The sequence below is a fragment of the Pseudomonas imperatae genome (assembly GCF_057128625.1).
Genome location: NZ_JBSKHP010000004.1, coordinates 94,260 through 110,889, shown reverse-complemented (window position 1 = coordinate 110,889; position 16,630 = coordinate 94,260). Strand labels below are relative to the sequence as shown.

The following is a 16,630-nucleotide window of genomic DNA, read 5'->3' as shown; positions in this document are numbered from 1 at the left end:
CCGGCTTTTTGCACGCCGGGAGCATCGTTGCGGCAATGAGTAACGATCGTGGGAAAGGGATGATGTACTGAGGCTTCGCCATCGGTGTGCGCGCGAAACTCAGTGGAAGCCAGTGGACCTCGCCATCAGGGATCGGCCCGAATGTGGCTGCTGCAGGTGCAGGCGGTAATCATCGCTGGGTGGGCGTACTGGCGCATTGAGGGCGCATGTTGATTGCTACAGTCGCCCCCGCAAGACCTGCACCTTCGCGAACAACAAAGATTGAGGGCGGCTGTGGGATGGCGCAGCCGCCCTCGGTGCTGCCTATTCTTACGCCTTACCCTGCTTCGGTTCCTTCTGCCCCCTGGTCTCCTTCGGTTTCGTCTCCGCTTCGCCCTCGATCTCCTGTGGCTTCGCGCCGAGCGTCACGGCCTCGACCCGATAGGGAAGGATGCCGATCCGCCGGGCCTCGATCTTGAAGGTGACGCGCTCGTTTTCTTCCGCATCCTCCCACTCGTCGCGAACGGCGCGTCCTTCGACCAGAACGCGCATGCCCTTCTGGTACAGGCCCTTCCAGTGCTCGGCGTCGCGGTGCCAGATTTCCACGGGGGCCCAGAAGCCGCCGCGATCCTCGAACCCATCCTTGGTCGGAACCGGATTGTCGAAATAGACATTCAGGCGAAGAAGCCTGCGCGGCTCGTCGTTCCCGTTCGGAAACTCCCGATAGTCCGGCGCAGAACCGATGTTGCCTTCGCCGTAGTAGTGCGTGCTCATAGTGAAAACTCCTTGCTGGTGGGAAATACCTGCACCGATGGGCATCAGTGCAGGTGCTGCAGGTCGATGAACGACCGGTTCAATTCGCAGCCGATGAAATGCCGTTGCAGGCGTAGCGCTGCCACGGCGGTCGTGCCGCTGCCCATGAATGGATCGAGTACGGTGTCGCCAGCGCGGGAGCCGGCGAGAACGCACGGCGTCACAAGGGTGTCGGGAAACACAGCGAAATGGCCCCCGCGAAATGGCTTGCTCGCGATGGTCCAGACATCCCGCCTGTTGCGGGTGCTGTGCGCGCCGATCTTGTGCAGACTGCCGCGCAGATTGGCGTTGCCGCTGGAAGCGCGTTCGCCTGGCGGTGCGCTGACAGGACGGGTGTTGCCGGGGCCGCGGGGATCGGTCGAGGGTTCGCGGATCGCGTCCTGATCGAAGTAGTAGTGGCGATTCTTGGCGAGCAGGAACAGATATTCATGCGACCGGGTGCAACGGTCGGCCACGCTTTCAGGCATCGGATTGGGCTTGGCCCACACAATGTCCTGGCGCAGATACCAGCCATCCCTGCGCAAGGCGAAAGCAAGCGCCCAGGGAATGCCCATCATGTCCTTGGGTTTGAGCCCATCCCCGGCTCGCATGCCGCCGGCGGCCCGTTGGGCAGCAGCGTGTTTGGGGCCTCCGCGAGTGCTCGGCGCCTGCCATGTCCGGGTTGCGGCGTAGGTATCCCCGATGACGACCCACAACGTTCCGTCATCGGCCAGCACCTGACGAACCGCGCGGAACACGTCAACCAGGTCGCGGATGTATTGCCGAACCGTGATTTGCCGTCCGATCTCCAGGCGCTTGTCCGGATGTCCTGCGGGCAGGTAGCTGCGCAGGCCGAAGTACGGAGGACTGGTCACGCACATCTGCACCTGCACGCCGTCCTGGTGCATCCGTTTCAACAACTGGCGGCAATCGCCGGCATGGGTGCGATCGATCCAGCGACCCGCATCATTGACAGGCCTGCTCATGACGATGGCCTGCCATTCGATGGACCAGTACCGGCTCCTCCAGCGGCCCGGCGATGGTGAGCCGCCTGCGCCGACACCACCTTGCTGGCGCATTCCATTCCCTGCCGGGCAATGGTGTGGCACAGGCTGATCTGCATGTTCAGCACGATGCGCTGCTGTTCCAGCGCAAGGAGGTCGTCGATCAGGCTGATCGGTGTGGCAGGGCTGGCGATCAGTCCTTCCCACAGCGCCACGCCCATGCTGGAACGGTCGAGGTTGCGCCAGCGAAGAAAGGTTGTCCCTGCGCCAGTGGTCTGTTGGGCCAGTTGAACGGGCAGCAGGTTGAAGGGATGACTGCGGGCCTGCGCCAGCACCTTGCGCTGCGCCAGGCCAATCAGGTCGTCCCGCAGCGCTTCGCACTGGCTGGCCCAGGTCGCAAGCTCCCCATTACCTTTAAAAGGTCTTAAAAGGCCTTTTAGGTAGGCTGCGTGTTCCAGCTTCTGGAAGTCAGCCTGTTCCAGCGCCTCGAAGCGGTTTGTCTCGCTCATGCTGACGCATCCTCTTCGTCCGAAGATGCGGATGCTTCATCCCCGGCTTCGGCATCGGAATCGGCTGGCGCAGTCTGGTCGGCGTCGTTGACCGGCACGACAGCCGATGATCCGGACCGCGGTATCGCCGAGGCCAGCGGCGAACGCCGGATAAGCGGCGGCGCGAAGCGGGAGCGGCGCTCGCCTTCGAGCACGTCCTGCGGCAGCTCGCCATACTTCTCCAAGGCCGCACGTGCTGCGGCGTTGTTGGCTGCGAAGTCGTCGCGCTTCGTGCCGGAGTAGCGATACTGCTGCGCCAGGCTGAACAGACTGCGCAGGGAATGCGCGCCTTCGCCCAGCCAGCGTTCGAGCGTGCTGCGGTCGATCAGGGCCGTGTGATGCGCCAGGATCAAACGCCGGGCAAGATCGTCATAGTCGGCCAGGAGATACACGGCCATGAAGCCGAGCTGCGAGGAAACGAACAGCGGCAGCTTGACCGGCTGGACATTGAGGTTTTCGCCGAGGCTGAGCGCCTGCGGGATGTCGGCGAGCGCCTGATCGACCTGCTCGCGCAGGGTTTGAAGCTGCTCCTTGGTTGCGCTGAGCTTGTCCTCGATGCGCAGCATCCACCAGTCCGAATAGGGATCGTCCTGCTCGGCGCCGCGCTTCAGCTTGTTCATGATGGCGACAAAGCCGTTGAGGCCGATGATGCCGGGCTTGCCTTCGGATGGTGTGCGCCCGTGCCAGATGCGCGAGGCATGATGGGTGTGCAACGTCAGCGACATCGCGCTGCGCAGGGACCCCAGGTTCAACTGCAGAGATTCTGTTTCGTTTGCCATGTTGACGACTCCCGGTATTGGAACGAGAGGTCAGCATCGCCATTGGCCGGAAGGCCGTCAGTCATCAAACCGCACCGGAGCAGCGCCTGTTTGTGAGCAGGCGGCGGGACGGCTGGCCCGGTATCGGAACCGGGAATCTATTCGTGGGAGCGAGGTTCACGAAATCTAACCGGATCGGGAAGGCAGGCTGTTCTTCTATACCAGTGGTATAGGCTTCCATGGCCTTCGGTGGACATTCGAATTCCCGGTCGGACCGGCTCACGGCTACCCGAGGCCGGAAGGCTGTGTGTTGCGCTATACCCGGGGTATAGGCGTCCACGGCTCTCAGTGGACTTTCGGCCTCGTCAGCCAGGGCAAAGACCTAGATGCAATAGCTGGAAGGCTGCGTGTTGCGCTATACCCAGGGTATAGGCGTCCATGGCTCTCGGTGGACGCTCGCCCGTCGACCACGATAAAGCGCTTGATGACCGAGGCTGGAAGGCTTCATGTTTCGCTATACCTGGGGTATAGGCGACTATGGAACTGAGTGGAATATCCTCGTCATGGTCGACGCCCGCGAATGGCCTGGCATGGCCGCGACTACTCACCGATAGACGCAAGCCCTACGACAAGCGAAGCATCGAGCGTAGCCGGGCGATATGGGCCTGTGCCACTTCCGGATCTACGGGTTGCCGTGGTTTCTCGGGCTGTGCGCCTGTTGTCTCGGGTGGCGTTCTCTGTCCAGCCCAGGCACGGAACTCACCGCGCATGGCTTTCTGGATAATGCCAAACAGGTAACCGGCCGGATTGCGCACGGCGCTGGCACGGCAGCGGGCATCCCACTCATCGAGAACAGCCTGATGCAGGTCGGGATCAACCGGCTGCAACGCGGCCAATGCGCCCGATTGCTGTTCTGCCTTGAGCGACATGAAGCGCTCGGGAAGGCGAAGCATGCCCATCCCGCGCGGTACTGTACGTACTTCTTTTATTTCTTTTTCTTTACGTACTGTACTATCGGTCTTCGGATTCCGAAGTGAGCCGGTTTTCCGGGGTTTTTCGCCCACTTCGGATTCCGAAGAAGGTGCGTCACGATTCCGAAGAAGGCCGTCTTCCCCGTCTTCGGAATCGTAATTATCCCCAGGCTGTGGATAAGTCGCTGGTTCAGTCCACCCTTGCGCGGCCAGACGCCGCGATATCACCTGCAGCCGGCTCGGCAGTTCCCTGCCGCTGAGCAGAGGGTCGTCGATCATTTCCTTGAGCGTGTGGACGCCGACGCGCTGGATGGATTTGCTGGCGTGGTCCAGCGACTGACTGACCACCCCCAGATAATCGGCGTCGAGCTGGATGGCTTCGTACGGCGTGAGAGGTTCGTCGTGCAGAACATAGAGGTTGCCCTGGATGCGCCCGGTCCTGGGGTCGCGCCGCCGCCTCACCAGGCTGATCCAGCGAGTGAGGCGTAGCAGGGTCAGCGCGCGGGCGACCGTTTCATGCGAGGCTCGGGTGGCGCATGGCATCGAGGCCAGCCAGGGAGCAAGCTGGTCATAGGTCGGGAGAGCCGTGATGCCATCGTCGTTGAGCAACAACCGGAACACTTGCCAGGCGTTGCGTTCCAGCGGCGTCAGGCGATTGTCGGTGAGCAAAGCGCGAGGCACGGAGTCATGGCGATTGCCGCTGAAAATGAAACCGTCAGTCTGGCGAGATGGGGCTGGTTGGTCCGGTGCGGGCTGCGGTTGGTGAACCTGCATTCGCTGAAGCGCCTGATCGAAAAGGTCGCCCAGCGGTACGGGACCGCTTGATCGGCGTGAGCGGTCCATGCTCAAACCAGCCCTTCATCGATCCACCTGCCGATGGCGCTCCAGATGACTGAGATGGGCAGATTCATGCTTTCGGCAAGGTCTGCGGCAATGTCGAGCATCGCCGTTTCGTCGGTCAGCGCCACACCGCGCTCCTTGACGGTTTCCGACCAGCGGTTCCATAGATCGCAATCCTGCTCTTCTGTCAGGACAGGGTGGCGCCCCTTGCGTTTCGGCAGGCCAATGATATCGCGGCGCAGGGCGATCTCCTGGTGGGTCAGGCCGAAGAACTTGCTGATGAGTTCCGTACTGGCGCCCAGGCGCAGCAACCGGTCGATCCTGACCACCTCCTGGGTCACGTCCTCGGCCTGATGCAGCAGTCGTTGCACGACATCGCGATTGACCGTTACGCAGCACCAGGAAACCAGGGCATTGGCCAGCGCGCTGGCCAATGCGGGATGTTTGAGTGCATCGAGATCCGCGTCCTCAAATCCCATGGACTTGGCGCGGCGCAACTGACCGTTACGCAAATCGTGGAGCGCCTGCGCGATCACTGCCTGATTGAGAGGATGGGGATTCGACATGGCGCCTCCCCTCATGACCCAGGCATGGCGCTATCGCCATCCATGGTGCCTGCCTCAATCTCCAGCAGTCGACGCGAGAGCCGCATCAGCCGGAACAGTTTCACCAGGCCGTTGTCGGTCAGAACATGGGACTGGCCCCGAGAGGGGGTAGCCCGCTGTGCCATCCCCAGCAGCAGGACTGCCAAATCTCCTGCCAATCGCGAAGTGTCGATACGCGCCGGGGAGGCGCTGGCCGACAGATAAGGCGCGCTCAGGACGTGCAGTAGCGTCAGGGTTGCACCGGGGAGCGCCATTGCGCCGGCCGAGCCCATGCGCTCGGTATCGGTCGCGCATGAGAAGCCGATGCCGTCATCGGACGGGACGATATGGTCTCCCACGCCAGCTTCACTGGCAATTTCCAGTGCGAACTGCGCAATATGCGTACGCAAACGGTCGGGTTCGTCCAGGCCGGGATCGATGTGCCATACATCCGAGATCGGATACAGACCGCCGACCTGAACGGGAATAGCCTGAAGGACGTTGCTTTCGAAGTCGTTGTGCGCCTCTCCAGTGTGGTCGGCAATCAGGCGCTGGATCGACTGGAGGCGATCGGTCGTTGGAGCAGGCGAGACAATGTGCTCCTGAAGCAGCGCAGACCGCTGGCTTTCATCGTCCGGCTGATCGTCAGATGCGGGAGGCTGCGCCTGCAGGCTGGACTCTGATGCCGCGACTGGCGTCTCACGCTGCGGTGGCGTCGAGGGTGTGGGCGGGGAAAGTTGCGCAGGCGCGGCCTGCGGTAATGTCGCCACGGCAGGCGTGGCCGGTGGTGCCGCGGCGGGTTCACTGGTCAAAACTTGCCAGCGCTTCTCGGAGTCGACGATTTCGAGAGCGAGCGTGTCATACAGCACACCGAGCAGGTCGGCCATCTGGCCGATCAGTTCGTCCTGAACGCGCTGGATGTTGAAGTTGCCGGGCGACCCATCGAAGACGGCAAGAACGTCCTGGAACAGCGTGGCGAAATCAACATCCACCTGTTTGGTCGCGGCGCGTGCCTCCCAGATCCTGGCGCCGGCCCGGCGCAAGCCGGTCAGTTGCTCGACCTGATGGCGGCCCAGCCCTCCGTAGAGAACGTTCGGGATGACCGGCAGCAGGTATTGGATGGCCTCCTGCATGCGACTGATATGGGGCTGTGGAACAGGATAGCCGTCGGCTTTGAGACGCCGGGCAAGCTCCGATTGCGACAGCGATTTGCCATCTTCCTGCTCGTAGAGTTCACGAACTTTTTCGACGCCAAGCGCGCGCTCGATGAACGAAAGACTGCCATGCAATTCGTTCTCTGCGAGGTGGCCGGTCAGGGCGACAATCTCGCCGCGCTCAGGCCAGGGGCGGAACAGGCAACCGATACGGAAGAAGCGTTCATCCCTGGTCTCGGTCCACAACTCACGCAGTATGGCCAGCCGGGTGTTGCCTCCATTGCGAATGATGTAGTGGGCTGAACCAGGCCTGCGGGTGATCGGTGGTGGTGCATCCAGGCCGCGTTCGCGGATCGAGGCCTTGATTTCGTCATAGAGCGGGTTACGGGTAAGGCGCGGATCAAGCTCGTACGGACGCAACTCATCAAGCGTTACGACCATCGGGGTATCCGCGACCGGATCGGTCAGTGCGCCGGCCACCGGGCCAGTGCGGCCGAAGCCATCGCTCATCAGCTTCGCCGCCATTTCCTGTTCGGAGATATCAGCCATGGCCGGTCTCCTTTCCATCAGGACGGGCTTCGGCACTCTGGCGGTTCGCGCGGCGCAACATTGCGCGGGCGTTGCGCCCGGCGCGGTGATCGCTGGCTGTCGAGCTCGTGAATATCGGCGGCAATCCCGGCTTTATGAACTTGAGGTGCCCGCCCGACGTGCGCGAAACAGCCCAGCCTTCGCTCAATGCAAATTCAATAAGAGGCAGGAGTTGCTTGTGGCCTCGCGCAAGCTCATGGGCGTTCGACATGAGAATGCCTCCTCCCGATCTTGCCGGTGACCAGGTTGAAACGCTCACGCCATTGCGGGCATAACTCGGTGGCCAGGGAGCGGATGATGTCGAGTGCGGCAGGGGCGCGCCTGCCTTTCGGGCGCCGGTATTCGACACGGTGAGCCGGAAGACTCTGCGTTGCTGCACGTGGAAATGCTTCTATCGCGGGGACTTCGGTCTCCAGAACCTGGACGCCTGTCTGCTCACGGAAGATCATCCGCAATGTCTGCCGGATCAGGCGGGCATTGGACGACACGGCAGGCACCCGGTTGATCAGCAACTGCAAGGGCGGTGGCTCAATGCCGAGATGGCGATACGGGCCGATATCCTGGATGAGTTGCACGGTGCCACGCCGCATTTCGCGAGCAGCAAGGATTTCGGGCGTGACTGGCGAAACCGCGGACCCCGATGCCAGCACCGCCATTTCGAGAAGCACGCTGCGGGAGCCCTGGGTGTCGATCAAAACCAGGTCGTAGTGCGGCTCGAACGCCGGCAGGAGGTTTCGCAGCCGCAACCGGCCATCAGGGGCATGCAACAGCAACGTGTTCAATTGCCGGTGCTGATCGTTGGACAGAACGATGTCCAGGCGCTCGACCGCCGTGCGCGAGGCCAACTGCGAAATGTCGCGCTCGTTGAAGGCCAGCAGCTCATAGACGCCGTCGGGTGCGCGGTCAGCCAGTTCGTAGTACGACGAGAGCGTGGGCTGTATGTCGAGATCGAGAAGCAGCACCCGCAGTCCTGCGTCGGCGATGAAGCCACCGAGGTTTGCGGCGATCGTTGTTTTGCCAACGCCGCCTTTGGTAGAGATGACGGAAATCACCTGCATGACGTGCTCCTCTTCGTGAAGGAAATGGGGAGCAGGGTCAGACGCGCTCTTTAAGGCGGTCGGTGATCCATTGGTCGATCTCGGCGGAGTCCCAGCCCACGGCGCGAACGCCAAGTCGCATGGCCTTGGGAAACTTGCCCTCTTTCATGAGGCTGTAGATGTGGGCTCGCTTAAAGCCCGTCTTTGCCTCAACTTCTGCGCGGCGCAGTATGCGCCGCTCCGGTGCCGGAGCGGGGTTCTGATGAAACATGATGGTCACTCCTTGATGCTCGGTGGATCTTCATGGGTCTGAGCCGCATTAGAAGAGCGTCACCGTCAGAACACATCAATCAATAGGATCGTGCTGACCACCGCATTCATGGGTTGCAATTAACCTGGTGCTGTTTCAGAACTCATCGCTGTCAACTCGATCCCTGGAAATGCCAATATTCGGAATTGAGGCGACTTGATAAAGCACAGGCAAAGCCGATACCCCTCTGCCTATTCGATGTGCAGGTCGATGGCGTCGGTTTTCACCGTTCGGGGGACCAAAAAAGTCCGACGAATTGTACTGACAGGTATTGACATGTGGCTGTTGCGCTTCAGGCGCGAGAATCGCGCCGGCTATCTCATCTGGCCGCAAGGTGTCCTGTTTGTAGCGAGTGTCGGGAGCAACTTTTTGGGTCGTATAGCTGACAAAAAAAGCATGGCGTCATCAACGATGCCATGCATCATGGTGCCGACATAAGCGTCAGCTGGCCGAGGTTTTGCCGATTTCCTGCGCTCGCTTTATGAAGCGCTCCAGCTCTATGGAGGAACGCTTCTCCGGGACCACAATGAACGTCGCCGTGTTGGGAACCTCATCCACGACCTGCCTGATGATGACATCGGGATGGCTGTAGAGCGCAATCTGCGACTCCAGGCCGATCCCGATGCCATAGCCTGCGGCGACGAGCATGATCATCGGCTCATGGCCCGAAACATACTCGGCAACGGAGAGTGTGGGCAATGCGCCATCATTGAACCAGCGACGAATGACATTATGGCCGCCCGCGCACCGTTCCGGGTGGCAAAGGATCAGTGGATAGCGAAGAGCTTCGGTCAGAGGGATCTTGTCGAAGGCAAGCAACGGATGGTGGGTGGGGATGGCAATCGCGGGGCGCTCGGCCCAGACCATTTCTTTGACGCATCCATCGGTGGCTTCGCCGTCCACCGTGAAGCCGACATCGATCTGATCATGGCGAAGAGCCTGAAGCATTTGGTTGACAGTCATTTCGGTGATGCGAACCTCGGTGCGAGGCTCCTCCTCTCTGCATCGAGCGAGCAACTGCGTGAGCCGCGGTTGAGCAAGGCTATCGGTAAGGCCGATACGCAGCCGGCCGCGATAGCCCTGCGAGGCAGAGTGGACGCGTGTCTTGGCGTTATCCATGAAAGAAAGCATGCGTCGTGCCTCTTCGAGGAAAACCTCGCCAGGCCAGGTTAGCCGTATGCGCCCCTTGGAGCGGTGGAGAAGCCTGACGCCGAGCTGGTTCTCCAGCTCCTTGATGGCTCGGGACAGTGGCGAGGGCTCGATATGAACCCGCTCTGCGGCGCGAGCAAAGCTCTGTTCTTCGGCGACGATCAGGAAATAGTGCAGGTGGCGTATCCTCATGGTGTTTCTTCCTTTGGTTGTTGGAATGGTTCTCCGACAGCGGACAGAACGCTGTAATTCGAGCTTGAAAACGAACCGGAAAAGCCACCATGCTGAGAAAGTTTCCCATGTTTGGATGCTTCCATCATTGACGCCCGACTGTTCCTCATGCCTGCGCATGGGGCCAACGAATCGGCCTGCCTCACGAACGTACGACAGTTGACCACAGTTGCCACGTGGCGCAGGTTCATGTGCCGGTCGTACTGATGTGGTGTTCCCGAACAGAAAAAGCTCGTGCAGACAGAGCGCTTCGTGCGAACCCTCCGCCGCGATCAGTAGCGTCGCCCATGAGGCGAAGAGGGCGTTCTGCCTGGCTTGTACAAAGCCGGGTCTGGTCATATGAGCGTAGCGCGAACTGCCTGTTCCGGTACGATCGCGAGGACTAAGGAAGCGGGGCATATCCTGATCGGGTGGCCTCTAGCGACTCGATCGCCTGCACGTTTTGATGGAGCGCGTCAGCGTCTCTGATGGCGCGGCATACAGGCACAGCAGGCGATCCACCTGCCGGGTATAACCTTCGCATGCTACCGGGTAGCACCGCACCAGCGGATAGCGCAAAAGTTCTTCCACCGGGATGCACTTGTGGGCCAAGCAAGAGAGGCTGCACAGGTACGGTTTCCATCAGTAGATCGCTCCAAACGGGCTGCCATCTGTCACTTTAGCGGAGCGAGCAAATTCCACGTTGTACAGGTGCATCGTGCAGGCCCTTAACTTGCTGCGACAACGGTACTGTCACCAACGGTGCAAAAGTTTTGGACCGTTGGTGGTGATGGTGAGTGGATCAATTTTTAACCCGTTGCTGGCAGGGACTTCGGTCGGGCGGATTTCAAGTTCGGGTTCTTCCTTTCATCCTCCTTGTGATTGAACGGGATCGGTTTCGGTGCGTGCATGCCTATGCGCCAGCCACCCCAGCGGCGCTTGTGCCAGCAGCGCCAGTGCTACGCCGGCCCACGGTGTCATTGCCATTTGTCCTTGTGCGACCAGGCCACTGCCCAGCGTCTCGCCCAGGGTGATGCCGAGGTTGAAGGCCGAGATATTCAGCGCCGAGGCGAAATCCACCGAGCGCGGTGTCCAGCGCTTGGCAGTTTCCAGCATGCCGGCCTGGAAACCCGGCGACATGCCGAAGGCGAGGACGCCCCAGGCGAACAGCAGCGGCACCATCGCCCACTTCCAAGGCAGTGCCACGGCCAAGGCAACCAGCACCAGTCCAGCCAACATGCGCCGCAGCGCCAACGTCCAGCCCAGGCTAGCTGCCCTACGCCCGCCGGCGAGATTGCCGACCAGCGTGGCGATGCCGAACACCACCAGCAGGCCGCTGGCCGTATGCGTCGAGAAGCCGGTGATCTCGGTCAGGATCGGTGTGATGAAGGTGAAGGCAGCGAAGCTCGCGCCGAAGCCGAGCACGGTGATGGCCATCATCGTCAGGATGGGCGGGCTGGTCAGCGACGCCAATTGCTTGCCCGCCGAGCCAGCTGCCGGCGTCGGGAGCGCCGGCACCCAGCGCGCCGTCGCCAGCCAAGCCAGTGCCGCCAGTACTGCCACCGCGAAGAACGGCAGGCGCCAGCCCAGCGAGTTGCCGATCAGGCTACCCAGCGGCACACCGATCACCATCGCCAGGGTCAAGCCAGCGAACATCACCGCGATGGCGCGGCTGGCTTGGCCCTCGGGTGCGAGCCGCGCCGCGACGGTGGCGCCGATGGCAAAGAAGCTGCCATGCGCCATGGCGGTCAGGATGCGCCCGACCAGCAGCAGTTCGTAGCTTGCGGACAGCGCCGACAGCAGGTTGCCGGCCAGGAACACCGCCACCAGCGCCAGCAGCAGCGGCTTGCGCGGCAGCCGCGCCAGTGCCAGTACGACGATGGGCGTGCCCAATGCCAGCGCCAGCGCGTACAGCCCGACCAGCCCGCCGGCGCGAGCCATCGGCACACCCAGGTCGTCAGCAATAGCCGGCAATACGCCGACCACGATGAACTCTGCCACGCCGATGGCAAACGCCGTGACGGCCAGCGCCCAGACACCGGGATGGGTACGGTGCGCCTGCGTCATGTCCGGCTCGCCGCGTGCAACGCGATGGCCTGGTCCGCATCGACCGTGGCACCGGCCACGCCGACGGCACCGATAACGCAATCCTGTTCGTCGCGCAGTACCACACCGCCACCAAAGCTGATAAGGCCACCATTGGTCGCCTCCAGCGTGTAGATCGCACCACCCGGCTGGGCTGTAGCGCCGAGTTCCAGGCTGTCGGTACGGAACAGCGCGGCGGTGCGGGCCTTCTTGATCGACACGTCGATGCCACCCGGCACTGCATCGTCCATGCGCAGGAAGCCGCGTAGCAGGCCGGCCCCGTCCACGACGGCAATGTTGATGGCGAAGTGCTGTTCCCGTGCGAGTGCCTGGGCGCGCTCGATGGAGTGCTGGACGGTCGATTCGTTCAATGCGTGAGACATCGCGAAAACTCCATAAAGATTGCAGGAGGTTTCGATTATTCCCACTGATGGCTTGCGGGGAAAGGCTCTTTGACCGGTTGGCGGCTAAAGTTTGAGAATGTCGAACATTTCTCGCATGGCTGTTGCGGCCAGGCGGCGCAGGGCTGGTTTGCGCAGGCGCTGGGATGGCCCGGCCACCCCAAGTGCTGCAACGACACGTCCTTGCCGGCGCAGAGGCAGGGCCAGACAGTTCAACCCTGTTTCGGCTTCCTCAAGGTCCAGGGCGTAGCCCTGTTCGGTGATGGCCGCCAATTCCTTCTCCAGCGCCACCGGCATTGATTCGGACCGGCGCAGGCCGCGTACCAATGCGGGATCGTGGGCGGGGAAGACTTTGCCGATGGCCGATGTGGTCAAGCCTTCGCGACGCCCACGTGGGCTGGCCACACGCAGGCTGCCGGACCTTCCAGGGCATCGATGTAAAGGTATTCCCGTGTGCCGCAGGGCACTGCCAGGTAGCAGGTCTCGCCACTGCGCTCGGCCAATGCATGCAACGCGGGTGTAAATGCCGTGCGCAGGGCTGCATCGGCATCGGCCAACGGCTGCGCAATCTCGCGCAGGCGCAACCCGAGCGCGTACCGCGTGCCGTAACGGGAAACGTATCCCATCGCGGCCAGGGTGCTGAGTAACCCATGCAGCGTGCTCTTGTGCAGGTTGAGTTGCGCGGCGAGATCAATCAGGCGCGCTTCGCCTCCTGCCGCAGCAATGGCTTCGAGCAGCAGCATCGCTCGCTCCAAAGACTGGATGCGCCGGCTTTCGTCGACCATGAACCGTTTCTCTGTAAGCGCTACCCGAATACCGGACGCGGTAAAGTTTGACATCGTAAAATACTAGCCTGGCTAGAGGTGCGCTGTCTAACTGCATCACGCCCATTTTCTCTTCCAGTTCCTTGATGGCGCGCGACATCGGCTACTGCGCGATGTGCAGTCGCTCGGCGACACGTCCAGGCACAGCTTTTCGGCGACGGCCAGGAAGCCGCGCAGGTGTCGTAATTCCATCGCAGCCTCCCATGTCGGCTATCGTAGGTGCAGCGCCAGATGTAGGGCTTCTCCCGCTTCCCGCAATGTCGTGTCCGCATCGGTGATGTGCTCGGCCATCAGCGCGAAGTCGTGGATATGCCCATTCCAGCGTTTGAAGTGGGCCGGCACGCTCGCCCGCCGCAGCGCGTCCCCGTAGGCTTCGCCTTCGTCGCGCAGCACGTCGTATTCGGCGGTGAAGATCGTCGCTGGCGCGACCCCGGCCAGATCACCTTGCAGCAGCGGAGATGCGCGCGGATCAATCGCCAGACCAGCCGCAGGCAGGTAGTGCCGCAGGAACCAGCGCATCATGCCCGCTGTCAGGAAGTAGCCCTCGGCGAACGCAGCATAGGACGCCGACTCACGACTGATATCGGTAACGGGAAACAGCAGGAGCTGATGGAGCAAGTCGATCTGCTCATCGCCAGCCCACTGCGCCACGACCGCTGCGAAGTTGCCGCCGGAACTGTTCCCGGCCACCGCCACGCGCGTGGCGTCGCCACCGAAGGATGCGGCGTGCCGGGCTACCCATGCCACGCTGTCCTGCGCATCTTCCACACCGGCAGGGAACGGCGCCTCGGGAGCGAGCCGATAGTCCACCGAAACCACGATGCTGTGCGAATGAATGGCCAGGCTGCGACAAAGGCTGTCGGCCGTCTCCAGGTCGCCGATGCAGAAGCCGCCGCCGTGGAAGAACACCGTGATCGGCTGAGGTTCGCCAGCCGGAGGTGCATACGCGCGCGCCCGGATGCCGCCTGCACGGGTGGGGATGCGCCGGCTCTCGATCCGCAGCGGTTCAGTCCCCGGCGGGGCCGGGCTGGCCGGGATGGCGAACCCGGCGGCAGTTCCGCCGCGCCAATCCGGCCGTAGTCGATGCCGGAATCGGTCTGGCGGCGCGTGTCGAGAAAGGCGCGAACCTCGGGATGCAAGGCCATGTCAGCGCCCTTCACTTGGCTGGCGCGGATGCGGTGAAGCGCATGGACGGCAAACGCCGCTGCCAGCCCAGTGTCAGCAATGCCAGCAGCGCCACGGCCAGCCCGACCCAAGCCAAGCTGGTCAGGCCCCAGTGCTCCAGGCTGGCCGCCCCCAGCATCGACCCGACGACCACGCCGGCATTGAAGGCCGCGATATTCAGCCCGGACGCCACGTCCAGCGCCTGCGGCCGATGGCGGCGTGCCAATCCCAGGATGCGCGATTGCAGCGGCGGAATGGCGCCGTAGGTGGTCAGGCCCAGCGCCATGACCAGGATCACCATGAACGCGAAGCTGCCCTGAGCCAAGCCGATCAGCGCCAGCACGGCGGCGATGCCCGCCAGCAGCCAGAGCGAGGCGCGGTCCACACCGATGCGATCGGTCATCCGTCCGCCCACTACATTGCCGATCGCCGCGCCAATGCCATAGGCCAGCAGGATCAAGCTCGCACCACGGATGTCGGTATGCGTCACCTGCAACAGCAAGGGTGTGATGAAGGTGTAGAGGGCGAAGGAGCCGGTATAGGACAGCAGCGGCAGGCTAGCCCCCGCCAGCAGGCGGCGGTCGAACAGGGCTAATAACTGGCGCAAACCGGGGCCGCTGCTGGCAATGTCGCCCGCGCCTGCGGGCATCCAACGGGCAACGCCCAGTACGCCCGCAAGTCCGCACAGCGCGATCAGCGCGAAGATCCATTGCCAGGGCAATACGCTGCCCAGCCAGGTGCCCGCCGGCACGCCCAGCGCCATCGCCACGGTCACGCCGCCGAACACCAGCGACAGCGCCGCGCCGGCCCGCTCCGGCGCGACCAGCCGCGTCGCCACGCTGGAGGCCACCGCGAAGAACACGCCATGCGCCAGACCCGACAGCAGGCGCGCGGCCAACAGCAGCGGTAGAGCGGTGGACAGCGCCGCCAGCACATTGCCGGCGGTGAAGGCGAGCATAGCGACCAGCAGCAGGCGCTTGCGTGACCATCCCGACGCCAGCGCGGTCAGGATCGGCGCACCGATCACCACGCCGACAGCATACAGCGTGACCGCCAGCCCCACTTGCGCGGCACTCGCTTGCAGGCTGTCGGCCAGGGACGCCGCCAGACCGATGCTGATGAACTCGGTGAAGCCGATGGCGAAGGCGCAAAGGGTGAAAACATAGATGGCTACGGGCATGTGGCGACTCCAGGGTGGGGTTCGTCGCCTGATGGCGTGACGAACGCAGTGATCCAGCCATCATTCTGGGGATGTCACATGCTTCCAAAAAGGAGTAGATTGGAGAAACATCTGTGATGGATCGGAATAAATGACGATACGCAACCTGGATGATCTGATGGTGTTCCTGAAGGTCGTGGACTGCGGCGGCTTCTCTGCCGCCGCCCGCGCGCTGGACCTGGCGCCGGCCACGGTCAGCAAGCAGATCGCACGTCTGGAACAGGCGTTGGGCGCGCGGCTGTTCGAGCGCAGCACGCGGCAGCTGCGCATCACCGATGAAGGCCGGGCTGTCGCTGAGCGCGCCCGTCCCGCGTTGGCGCTGCTGGATGAAGCTGCCGATGTCGCCAGGGAAGGCGTGCAGACGCTGACGGGCACGCTGCGCGTGACGGCGCCGGTTCCATTGGGAGCGCGCTACCTGGCGCCGGCGATCGCCGCGTTTCGCGAACACCATCCCCAACTGGGGTTCGATCTGCAACTGAGCGATCACGTTGTCGATCTCTATGACAGCGATCTCGACCTGGCCGTGCGCGTCGGCCGGCTGGCCGATTCGCGCCTCATCAGTCGGCGGCTGGCCGAAAGCCGGCGCATACTGGTGGCGGCCCCGGCCTACCTGCGGCGCATGGGCATTCCCGCGCACCCGCGCGAACTGCCGCGGCACCAATGCCTGTTGTTCGCCTATCCGGGCCTGCGCCAGAACCGCTGGACACTCAAGCATGCGGGGCGGAGCGGCAGAACTGAGAACGTCGAAGTGGCAGGCGATCTGCGCAGCGACAACGGGGATGCGCTGCGGAACTGGAGTCGGGCCGGGTTGGGAATTTCGCTGCGCGAGACCTGGGACGTGGCCGAAGAACTGCGCAGCGGCGATCTGGTGCGCGTGCTCCCCGACTGGGCCGAACCTGCGGTGCTAATCCAGGCGGTGCGCGTGCAAGGTGCTCCCGTCCCTCGCCGGGTCAGCGCATTCGTGGAGTTTCTTGCCGAACAGTGGCGGCAGGCTCCTTGGGAATCCTGACATT

The 16,630-nt window shown here is 62.9% G+C and carries 18 protein-coding genes and 1 pseudogene; 1 reads left to right on the top strand and 18 read right to left on the bottom strand.

Translation table 11 applies throughout. The features are described 5' to 3' along the window. Nucleotides 1-309: 309 nt before the first annotated feature. The 18 genes and pseudogenes from ACWKWX_RS06840 to ACWKWX_RS06755 all read right to left on the bottom strand — a co-directional run bounded on the left by ACWKWX_RS06840 (nt 310) and on the right by ACWKWX_RS06755 (nt 15,578). Complete coding sequence (locus ACWKWX_RS06840; protein WP_195314577.1) at nt 310-753, bottom strand: single-stranded DNA-binding protein; 444 nt, start codon at nt 751-753, stop codon at nt 310-312. Nucleotides 754-797: 44 nt separating this feature from the next. Then, nucleotides 798-1,757: a DNA-methyltransferase gene (locus ACWKWX_RS06835; protein ID WP_483827295.1), complete on the bottom strand. Its 960-nt coding sequence runs from the start codon at nt 1,755-1,757 to the stop codon at nt 798-800. Next, complete coding sequence (locus ACWKWX_RS06830; RefSeq protein ID WP_483827294.1) at nt 1,754-2,284, bottom strand: DUF3158 family protein; 531 nt, start codon at nt 2,282-2,284, stop codon at nt 1,754-1,756. Before ACWKWX_RS06830 ends, ACWKWX_RS06835 begins: the two co-directional genes overlap by 4 nt. Further along, nucleotides 2,281-3,102, bottom strand: a complete 822-nt coding sequence (locus ACWKWX_RS06825; RefSeq protein WP_483827293.1) for a PFL_4669 family integrating conjugative element protein — start codon at nt 3,100-3,102, stop codon at nt 2,281-2,283. Before ACWKWX_RS06825 ends, ACWKWX_RS06830 begins: the two co-directional genes overlap by 4 nt. 602 nt (nt 3,103-3,704) lie before the next feature. Then, nucleotides 3,705-4,895, bottom strand: a complete 1,191-nt coding sequence (locus ACWKWX_RS06820; RefSeq protein ID WP_483827292.1) for an STY4528 family pathogenicity island replication protein — start codon at nt 4,893-4,895, stop codon at nt 3,705-3,707. Between the two features lie 2 nt (nt 4,896-4,897). Next, nucleotides 4,898-5,458 carry a DUF2857 domain-containing protein gene (locus ACWKWX_RS06815; protein WP_262522836.1) on the bottom strand — a complete coding sequence of 187 codons (561 nt, stop codon included), beginning with the start codon at nt 5,456-5,458 and terminating at the stop codon, nt 4,898-4,900. Nucleotides 5,459-5,469: 11 nt separating this feature from the next. Beyond that, nucleotides 5,470-7,179, bottom strand: coding sequence for a ParB family protein (locus ACWKWX_RS06810; protein WP_483827291.1), 1,710 nt, complete (start codon nt 7,177-7,179; stop codon nt 5,470-5,472). Continuing rightward, nucleotides 7,172-7,429: a type II toxin-antitoxin system HicA family toxin gene (locus ACWKWX_RS06805; protein WP_483827290.1), complete on the bottom strand. Its 258-nt coding sequence runs from the start codon at nt 7,427-7,429 to the stop codon at nt 7,172-7,174. The genes ACWKWX_RS06810 and ACWKWX_RS06805 overlap by 8 nt, the downstream gene beginning before the upstream one ends. Then, entirely contained in the window at nt 7,413-8,276 is an 864-nt protein-coding gene (locus tag ACWKWX_RS06800) for a ParA family protein (protein WP_483827289.1), read from the bottom strand. Before ACWKWX_RS06800 ends, ACWKWX_RS06805 begins: the two co-directional genes overlap by 17 nt. A 37-nt stretch (nt 8,277-8,313) precedes the next feature. Beyond that, the gene (locus ACWKWX_RS06795) at nt 8,314-8,526 is read right to left on the bottom strand and encodes an AlpA family transcriptional regulator (protein WP_483827288.1); all 213 of its coding nucleotides are present in this window, start codon (nt 8,524-8,526) and stop codon (nt 8,314-8,316) included. Nucleotides 8,527-9,006: 480 nt separating this feature from the next. Then, nucleotides 9,007-9,906: a LysR family transcriptional regulator gene (locus tag ACWKWX_RS06790; RefSeq protein WP_483827287.1), complete on the bottom strand. Its 900-nt coding sequence runs from the start codon at nt 9,904-9,906 to the stop codon at nt 9,007-9,009. A 525-nt stretch (nt 9,907-10,431) separates the two neighbouring features. Next, nucleotides 10,432-10,675, bottom strand: a pseudogene (locus ACWKWX_RS06785) (LysR family transcriptional regulator); the annotation flags it as partial. Between the two features lie 116 nt (nt 10,676-10,791). Further along, complete coding sequence (locus ACWKWX_RS06780; RefSeq protein WP_483827286.1) at nt 10,792-11,991, bottom strand: MFS transporter; 1,200 nt, start codon at nt 11,989-11,991, stop codon at nt 10,792-10,794. Beyond that, a complete protein-coding gene (locus ACWKWX_RS06775; protein WP_483827285.1) occupies nt 11,988-12,392 on the bottom strand; it encodes a GlcG/HbpS family heme-binding protein in 405 nt (134 codons plus the stop codon). Before ACWKWX_RS06775 ends, ACWKWX_RS06780 begins: the two co-directional genes overlap by 4 nt. Nucleotides 12,393-12,476: 84 nt before the next feature. Then, nucleotides 12,477-12,785, bottom strand: a complete 309-nt coding sequence (locus ACWKWX_RS06770; protein ID WP_483827284.1) for an IclR family transcriptional regulator domain-containing protein — start codon at nt 12,783-12,785, stop codon at nt 12,477-12,479. Then, nucleotides 12,782-13,195, bottom strand: a complete 414-nt coding sequence (locus ACWKWX_RS06765; protein WP_483827283.1) for a helix-turn-helix domain-containing protein — start codon at nt 13,193-13,195, stop codon at nt 12,782-12,784. The genes ACWKWX_RS06770 and ACWKWX_RS06765 overlap by 4 nt, the downstream gene beginning before the upstream one ends. A 249-nt stretch (nt 13,196-13,444) precedes the next feature. Then, complete coding sequence (locus ACWKWX_RS06760; protein ID WP_483827432.1) at nt 13,445-14,194, bottom strand: alpha/beta hydrolase; 750 nt, start codon at nt 14,192-14,194, stop codon at nt 13,445-13,447. A 196-nt stretch (nt 14,195-14,390) separates the two neighbouring features. Next, nucleotides 14,391-15,578: an MFS transporter gene (locus ACWKWX_RS06755; protein WP_483827282.1), complete on the bottom strand. Its 1,188-nt coding sequence runs from the start codon at nt 15,576-15,578 to the stop codon at nt 14,391-14,393. A 130-nt stretch (nt 15,579-15,708) separates the two neighbouring features. Here ACWKWX_RS06755 and ACWKWX_RS06750 point away from each other — a divergent pair, with 130 nt between their 5' ends. Next, nucleotides 15,709-16,626 carry a LysR family transcriptional regulator gene (locus ACWKWX_RS06750; RefSeq protein ID WP_483827281.1) on the top strand — a complete coding sequence of 306 codons (918 nt, stop codon included), beginning with the start codon at nt 15,709-15,711 and terminating at the stop codon, nt 16,624-16,626. Nucleotides 16,627-16,630: the final 4 nt, after the last annotated feature.

Coding starts and splice junctions, on each gene's coding strand:
- ACWKWX_RS06840 (WP_195314577.1), bottom strand. CDS start 753: ATGAGCACGCACTACTACGGCGAAGGCAACATCGGTTCTGCGCCGGAC.
- ACWKWX_RS06835 (WP_483827295.1), bottom strand. CDS start 1,757: ATGAGCAGGCCTGTCAATGATGCGGGTCGCTGGATCGATCGCACCCAT.
- ACWKWX_RS06830 (WP_483827294.1), bottom strand. CDS start 2,284: ATGAGCGAGACAAACCGCTTCGAGGCGCTGGAACAGGCTGACTTCCAG.
- ACWKWX_RS06825 (WP_483827293.1), bottom strand. CDS start 3,102: ATGGCAAACGAAACAGAATCTCTGCAGTTGAACCTGGGGTCCCTGCGC.
- ACWKWX_RS06820 (WP_483827292.1), bottom strand. CDS start 4,895: ATGGACCGCTCACGCCGATCAAGCGGTCCCGTACCGCTGGGCGACCTT.
- ACWKWX_RS06815 (WP_262522836.1), bottom strand. CDS start 5,458: ATGTCGAATCCCCATCCTCTCAATCAGGCAGTGATCGCGCAGGCGCTC.
- ACWKWX_RS06810 (WP_483827291.1), bottom strand. CDS start 7,179: ATGGCTGATATCTCCGAACAGGAAATGGCGGCGAAGCTGATGAGCGAT.
- ACWKWX_RS06805 (WP_483827290.1), bottom strand. CDS start 7,429: ATGTCGAACGCCCATGAGCTTGCGCGAGGCCACAAGCAACTCCTGCCT.
- ACWKWX_RS06800 (WP_483827289.1), bottom strand. CDS start 8,276: ATGCAGGTGATTTCCGTCATCTCTACCAAAGGCGGCGTTGGCAAAACA.
- ACWKWX_RS06795 (WP_483827288.1), bottom strand. CDS start 8,526: ATGTTTCATCAGAACCCCGCTCCGGCACCGGAGCGGCGCATACTGCGC.
- ACWKWX_RS06790 (WP_483827287.1), bottom strand. CDS start 9,906: ATGAGGATACGCCACCTGCACTATTTCCTGATCGTCGCCGAAGAACAG.
- ACWKWX_RS06780 (WP_483827286.1), bottom strand. CDS start 11,991: ATGACGCAGGCGCACCGTACCCATCCCGGTGTCTGGGCGCTGGCCGTC.
- ACWKWX_RS06775 (WP_483827285.1), bottom strand. CDS start 12,392: ATGTCTCACGCATTGAACGAATCGACCGTCCAGCACTCCATCGAGCGC.
- ACWKWX_RS06765 (WP_483827283.1), bottom strand. CDS start 13,195: ATGGTCGACGAAAGCCGGCGCATCCAGTCTTTGGAGCGAGCGATGCTG.
- ACWKWX_RS06755 (WP_483827282.1), bottom strand. CDS start 15,578: ATGCCCGTAGCCATCTATGTTTTCACCCTTTGCGCCTTCGCCATCGGC.
- ACWKWX_RS06750 (WP_483827281.1), top strand. CDS start 15,709: ATGACGATACGCAACCTGGATGATCTGATGGTGTTCCTGAAGGTCGTG.